General features: G+C 27.2%; 7 protein-coding genes. All 7 read left to right on the top strand.

What is annotated here, in order from left to right; genetic code table 11:
- The coding region (locus RSF37_RS14520; RefSeq protein WP_332565100.1) for a hypothetical protein at positions 1 to 345 on the top strand (345 nt) is incomplete at its 5' end.
- A 211-nt stretch (positions 346 to 556) separates the two neighbouring features.
- On the top strand, positions 557 to 1,624 hold the full coding sequence (locus RSF37_RS14515; protein WP_332565099.1) for an AEC family transporter: 1,068 nt from the start codon (positions 557 to 559) through the stop codon (positions 1,622 to 1,624).
- A gap of 29 nt (positions 1,625 to 1,653) precedes the next feature.
- Positions 1,654 to 2,652, top strand: a complete 999-nt coding sequence (locus RSF37_RS14510) for a 2-hydroxyacid dehydrogenase (protein ID WP_332565098.1) — start codon at positions 1,654 to 1,656, stop codon at positions 2,650 to 2,652.
- 137 nt (positions 2,653 to 2,789) lie between these two features.
- Positions 2,790 to 4,328, top strand: coding sequence for an ATP-binding protein (locus tag RSF37_RS14505; protein ID WP_332565097.1), 1,539 nt, complete (start codon positions 2,790 to 2,792; stop codon positions 4,326 to 4,328).
- A gap of 3 nt (positions 4,329 to 4,331) precedes the next feature.
- Entirely contained in the window at positions 4,332 to 5,006 is a 675-nt protein-coding gene (locus RSF37_RS14500) for a response regulator (protein ID WP_332565096.1), read from the top strand.
- Positions 5,007 to 5,079: 73 nt separating this feature from the next.
- On the top strand, positions 5,080 to 5,250 hold the full coding sequence (locus RSF37_RS14495) for a DUF3796 domain-containing protein (RefSeq protein ID WP_332565095.1): 171 nt from the start codon (positions 5,080 to 5,082) through the stop codon (positions 5,248 to 5,250).
- A gap of 93 nt (positions 5,251 to 5,343) precedes the next feature.
- On the top strand, positions 5,344 to 6,846 hold the full coding sequence (locus tag RSF37_RS14490; protein WP_332565094.1) for a DUF1846 domain-containing protein: 1,503 nt from the start codon (positions 5,344 to 5,346) through the stop codon (positions 6,844 to 6,846).
- The last annotated feature ends 260 nt before the right edge of the window (positions 6,847 to 7,106 follow it).

Genomic DNA, 7,106 nt, shown 5'->3' with positions numbered 1-7,106 from the left:
GTAGATACTAAGATTTTAATTAACTACGTTTTAAAAGTATATTTTAAAAAACTATATCTAGAGAAGGATATAAGTAAATGTAATATTTATTTTTCGAGTAAAGGGGATATTAACAATTTAGGAAACTGTGTTATATCTGTTTTAAAAGAATACCGAAATTTAAGTGTCCAAAAGGAATTGATTATAAATATAATTAGTGGAGAGCGGTTATATTTAGATACATTAGCTTATATAACGGATCCTATATTAGAATATACTGCTATTGATTCTAAAGTTACGATTAATAATATTGTTCAGGACGATTTGAAAAATAATTTTATAATAAATATATTAGGAGCTTTTTAAAGCTTCTAATTTTTTTGCTTAATATTGATTAAAAATTAACAATAAAATGGTTATTTAATTTAATTAACCTATGAAAAGTATAAGGTTTTACTTAATTAAGTTAAATAACTCTTTAGAAATTTAAAAATAATTGTTTGATAATCGTTAATGATATAACATAAATGTGAAAGAAATAACAAAAGAATAAAAACAGTAAACGGAGGAATTATAAGTGGATATTTTAAGTATTTTATTAAAAACAATAACAGACAACGCTATTATTGGTGCAATATTTTCATCAATAGCAATTATTTTCTTAGGATTTTATTTAAGAAAGAAAAACATAATTAATGATGGAGCATCACAAATATTAACTAAAGTTGTTTTATCAGTTGCAATTCCAGCACTTGCTTTAAAATCTTTCTTAGTTGATATAGACAAAGAAAGTATGCAAGAAGGAATTAACCTTTTAATATGGGGATTTGTAATATACATACTTCTTATTTTTGTAACTAAATTAATGTACTCAAAGTACAAGGGAGACAAGCAAGATACTCTTAGAGTTTTAACTGTGTTTGGATCAACTACTTTCTTTGGAACACCAATCGTACAAGCTGTTTATGGAGCAGTAGGAGTTATGTATGCATCAATATTTAACATAGCATATAGAGTATTCCTTTATTCATACGGATACATAAAGATGTCTGGCGTAAAAATGGACAAGACTAATTTTAAGAAAAATGTAAAAGAAATGTTCTTAAACCCAATTATAATTGCAACATTTGTAGGATTATTCATATGGTTATTCCAAGATTCACTACCACAAGTTGCTGTACATACTAAAGAAGGCGTAAAAGAGTATGCATTCTTAAGAATAGATCAAACATTACCATGGTTATTTAAACCATTAACTTACTTAAGTTCATTATGTTCACCACTTGCATGGCTTGCAATTGGAGCTAAACTTGCAACAATTCCATTTAAGGATGCAATGTCATCAAAAGATTCATGGATATATAGTATACAAAAAGTAATCTTAGTTCCATTTATAAATATAGTAATACTATACGTATTAAATGTAACTGGTATATTACCAATTTCATATATAGGACTAGCTACAGTTGTAATAATGATGGCTACACCAACTGCAACAGTTGCAGCAGCTTATGCAATAAGCTTTGACAAAGAATCATTATTATCATCAAATTGTTCATTACTATCAACTATAGTTGCAGTAGTAGCTATGCCATGTTGGATAGTTATATTAGAAGTAATTAAAAACTTAGGCTTATTTGTATAAGTAATAGGAAAAAAGGAGATGGCTAAATTATGTCAATTAAATTAGTTTGCTTTGGAGTAAGAGAAACAGAAGTTGAATTTTTCAATAAATTAAATAAATATGGTTATGATTTAAAACTTGTAGAAAAAGGATTAAATCATGAAAATGTTAAAGAGGCTATAGGGGCAGAAGCTATAATGGTTAGAGGTAACTGTATGGCAGATAGACAAAACTTAGAATTATTAAGTTCACATGGACTAAAATATGTTTTAACAAGAACAGTTGGATTTAATCATGTTGATTTAGAAGCTGTAAAAGAACTTGGATTACAATCAGCAAGAGTTCCTGGATATTCACCAAATGCTATAGGAGAACTTGCAGTTACTTTAGGAATGATGTTACTTAGACATACAGCATACACTCTTAATAGAACAACAAAGAGAGATTTTACAATAGATGCTACAATGTTTAGTAAAGAAGTTAGAAACTGTACAGTTGGAATAATTGGAGCAGGTAAAATAGGACTTACAACAGCTAAGCTTTTCAAAGGATTAGGAGCTAGAGTTATAGCTTATGATGTATTCCAAAGTGATGCAGCAAAAGAAGTAGTTGAGTTTGTAAGTGAAGAAGAATTATTAAATAGTTCAGATATAATATCAGTTCACATGCCATACATCCAAGGCGTAAATTACCATTTCATAAATGATGATTTCGTATCAAAAATGAAAGATGGTGCAATTCTTCTAAATACTGCAAGAGGAGAACTACAAGATATCGATGCAATAGTTAGAGGACTTGAAAGCGGAAAAATCGGAGGCTTTGGTGCAGATGTTCTTGAATATGAAAGTAAATACTTCTTCAAGAATATAAGCGGTGAAGAAATTGAAGATAAAAATGTTGAAAAACTTATGAACATGTATCCAAGAGTATTATTAACACCTCATATTGGCTCATATACAGATGAAGCTTTAACAAATATGATTAGTATTTCTTATGATAATATGAATGAATACTTAACAAAGAATGAATGTAAAAATGCAATAGCATAATATACTTTAATAGTCCCACAAAGTTTTTACAATAAACTTTGTGGGATTATTTTGGTCTATGCAGTTTTTTGAATTATAAAAATATAATTGTAGAAAATATTATTTAAGATATAATATATATTTACGGAGGGATTAATATGAGTTTTAAAAGAAGGATAAGAAAGAGAAGTATGCTCATAGCTACCATTCCATTAATATTATTTTGTGCATTTTTTCTAAAGCTTAGAATTGAAGATATAAATAGTGTAATAGAAACTGATTTAAAAGAAACAGCGTTTGTTGTATCGAGTACACCTACAGTACAAGATAAACTTAGTGAGCATAAAAATGATTTTTCGATCCAAAATTATGTTAAAAAATATATGGATAAATTTGAAAATGTTGATATTATAGTTGTTGGCGATATGACTGGTGAAAAGTATTCACATCTTGATACAGCTCAAATAGGTAAAAAGTATGTTAATAATGATAATGAAAGAGTACTAAAATTTGGGGAAAGCTATTATTCAACAATGAAAGGTTCTATGGGAGTTACTTTAAGATATTTTGAACCTGTATTTCATAATGGGAAACAAGTTGGATTCGTAATGGTTGGGAAATATTTAAGTGATGTTAAAGCTTTGACAAATAGAGTTATAGGAATTGGTATATTTGTATTTATAGTAGTATTAATAATTACGATGTTTTTATCAGAAACATTTGCAAGGAAGATAAAAAAAGAAATGCTTGGTATGGAGCCAGATGAAATAGCAAGACTTTATAATGAAAAGAAAGTAATATTAAATTCAATTTCAGAAGGAATAATAGCAATAGATAAAAATAATAAAATATTAGAAATAAATGATAATTGCTTAAAAATATTCGAAAATTTAAATATAGATGAACTAATAGAGAAAATAGATCCATATATAGAAATGAATGAAGAGATAGTTATGAAAGAGTTTAATATATGTGGAGAAAAAACTTTTATAAATCTTGGATTCATAAAAGATAATAATAGAGAGTTAGGTGCGTTAATAACATTAGTTAGAGGAGAAGATATAAATAGAGTAGCAAGAGAAATAACAGGAATAGATGAAGTTCTTAAAAATATAAGAGCTAATGTTCATGAATTTAAAAATAAGCTTCATGTAATACTAGGGCTTATAAATATTGAGGAATATGAAGAAGCTAAGAAGTACATAGCGGAATGCCAAGATGAGGTGTTAAAGCAATCAACTAGAGTAGCGAATATAAACGATAATTTTATAAGCGCTATGTTAATTAGTAAAAGGTTTATCGCAGATGAAAAAAATATATTAATGAGAGTAAATGATAAATCGTATATGAAAGAGAGTCATGGAAATATATCATCTGTAGATTTAATTACTATACTTGGAAATTTAATAGAAAATGCGTTTGATGCTTGTTTAGAAAAAGAAGGTAGTGGATTAGTAGAAGTATATCTTTATGAGGATGAAGAAAATGTAATAATTGAAGTAAGTGATAATGGTAAAAAGATAGAAATTGATATAAAAGATAGACTATTCAAAAATGGTGTTAGTTCAAAAGGTGTTGATAGAGGAATTGGATTATCTACTGTAAAAGGAAGAGTTGACTTATATGGAGGAAATATTGAGATAAAAGAGTATAGAAAGCTAAAGAAGTTTAAAATTACATTGAAAAGGAGAGGTTAACTTATGAAGAATGTTGTTATTGTTGAAGATGATCCTATGGTAGCTTTGATAAACAAAAGATATGTGGAGATGATTAATGGATTTAAAGTTATAGGAACAGTTGCAAATAAAGAAGGTTTAATACAATTCTTAAATAAGGAAGATGTAGCACTTATATTAATGGATGTATATCTTCCGAAGGAAAACGGGATAGATATTTTAAGAAGTGTTAGAGAACTTGGATATGTAACTGAAGTTATAATGATGACTGCTGCAGATTCGTCAGATGATATTAGAAAAGCTTTTGCATATGGTGCTGTTGATTATTTAATAAAGCCATTTGAATTTGAACGGTTCAAGGAAGCAATAGAAAAGTATAATAAGAAATTAGAACTATTTGAAACAAAAAAAATTGTTCAAAAAGACTTAGATAAATTATATTCTCAAGAGGAAGTAATAAAAAGCAATGGAGAAAGTTTACCTAAAGGGATAAACAAAAAAACTTTAAATAAGATTTATGAAATAATTGAAGAAGAAAAAAGAGAGTATTGGACAATAAGGCAAATTTCAGAAAAAACTGGTGTAAGTAATGTTACTATAAAAAAGTACGTTGATTACTTAGAAAGTATAGATAAAGCTGTAGTAACAATAGATTATGGGAATATAGGTAGACCAGAATATAAGTATACATTTAATTAAAATTTGCAAAAATAACAAAAAAGCCCTAAATTTATATATAATATAAGTATATATAAATTTAGGAGGTTATTTTATGGATTATCACAAATATAAATATATAGGATTATTAGGATTGTTATCACTTATAGGCTTGAAAGGATTTACGGCTAGCGAACCAATTTATTATATATTCTTTATAAATGTACTATGGTTTGCTTATTTTTATGAAAACAGTATAGTATATAAAAAAATAAAAAATATGTAGAAATTTAGGGTTTGTAAATTTACTTTAAGATAAATTTGTGTAATAATAATATTTATTGCAAAAATAAATAGTTTAATAGATAAAGGAGTAGTTATGAAAGTAGGATTTGATCACAAAAAGTATTTAGAAGAACAATCTAAGTATATATTAGAAAGAGTAAATAATTATGATAAGTTATATTTAGAATTTGGAGGTAAATTACTTCAAGACCTTCATGCTAAAAGAGTATTACCAGGCTTTGATGAAAATGCTAAAATAAAATTATTACATAAACTAAAAGAAAAAGTAGAAATGGTAATATGTGTTTATTCAGGTGATATAGAAAGAAATAAAATAAGAGGTGACTTTGGTATAACATATGATCTAGATGTTTTAAGATTAATAGATGAACTAAGAGCTTATGATTTAGATGTAAATAGTGTTGTTATAACAAGATATGATGATCAACCAGCTACAAATATATTTATAAACAAACTTGAAAGAAGAGGAATTAAGGTTTATAAGCATAGAGCTACAAAAGGATATCCAACAGATGTTGATACTATAGTTAGTGATGAAGGATATGGTAAGAACCCATATATCGAAACTTCAAAACCAATAGTTGTAGTTACTGCACCAGGACCAGGAAGTGGAAAGCTTGCTACATGTTTAAGTCAACTTTATCATGAATTTAGAAATGGAAGAGTTGCTGGGTATTCAAAATTTGAAACTTTCCCAGTTTGGAATGTTCCACTTAAGCATCCACTTAACATAGCTTATGAAGCAGCAACAGTAGATCTTAGAGATGTAAATATGATAGATTCATTCCATTTTGATGCTTATAATAAAGTTGCTGTAAATTACAATAGAGATATTGAAAGTTTTCCAGTTCTTAAAAGAATAATAGAAAAGATAACAGGAGAAGAATCAGTTTATAAATCACCAACTGATATGGGGGTTAATAGAGTAGGATTTGGAATTACTGATGATGAAGTAGTTAAAGAAGCTTCAAGACAAGAAATTATAAGAAGATACTTTAAGACTGCAGTAGAATACAAAAAAGGATATGTTGATAAAGAGACATTCCAAAGAGTAAGTCTTATAATGAGTGAATTAAACCTTGAAGAAAAAGATAGAAAGGTTGTTATTAAAGCAAGAGAGAAATCAGAAATGCTTAAAACTGAAAAAGATGAAAATGAAATATGCTCAGCAGTAGCTATTGAATTAGAAGATGGAACAATTCTTACAGGTAAAACTTCTAACTTAATGAACGGAACAGCTGCAGTTGTTATTAATGCAATTAAACATTTTGCTAATATTTCAGATGAAATTCATTTAATTTCTCCAGTAATATTAGAACCAATTATAAACTTAAAGGAACAAACACTTGCGTCTAAAAGACCAGCTCTTAATTCAGAAGAGGTTCTTATGGCACTTAGCATATGTGCTGCAACGAACCCAATGGCTCAAGTTGCATTAGAGAAGTTACCAATGCTTAAAGGAGCTCAAGCACATTCTACTACAATAATAAGTAATAATGATGAGCAAACATTTAGAAAACTTGGAATAGATGTAACATCTGATGCTGAGTATCCAACACAAAATTTATACTACTAATATATAAACGAAGAAGAGTAAAATTATTTTACTCTTCTTTTTTTTATGATTTATTTTGAATGTCATAAAAAAAAAATCGAAAAATAGAAAAAAAGTGTTTACAACGGATAATTATTATTATATAATAATAAATGTAGAAAGAAGCAAAACAAAAAGAAAACAAACAAGATAAATTAGAAAATATTTAAATGAATAAAAATGTGTATATAAATTAGGAGGAATTAATTATGAAGAAATTTGTATGTGGAGTATGTGGATAT

The sequence above is a fragment of the Clostridium sp. genome, from assembly GCF_036643715.1.
In the GTDB taxonomy this organism is placed as follows: Bacteria; Bacillota; Clostridia; order Clostridiales; family Clostridiaceae; genus Clostridium.
This window is presented reverse-complemented; position numbering and strand designations above follow the sequence as displayed.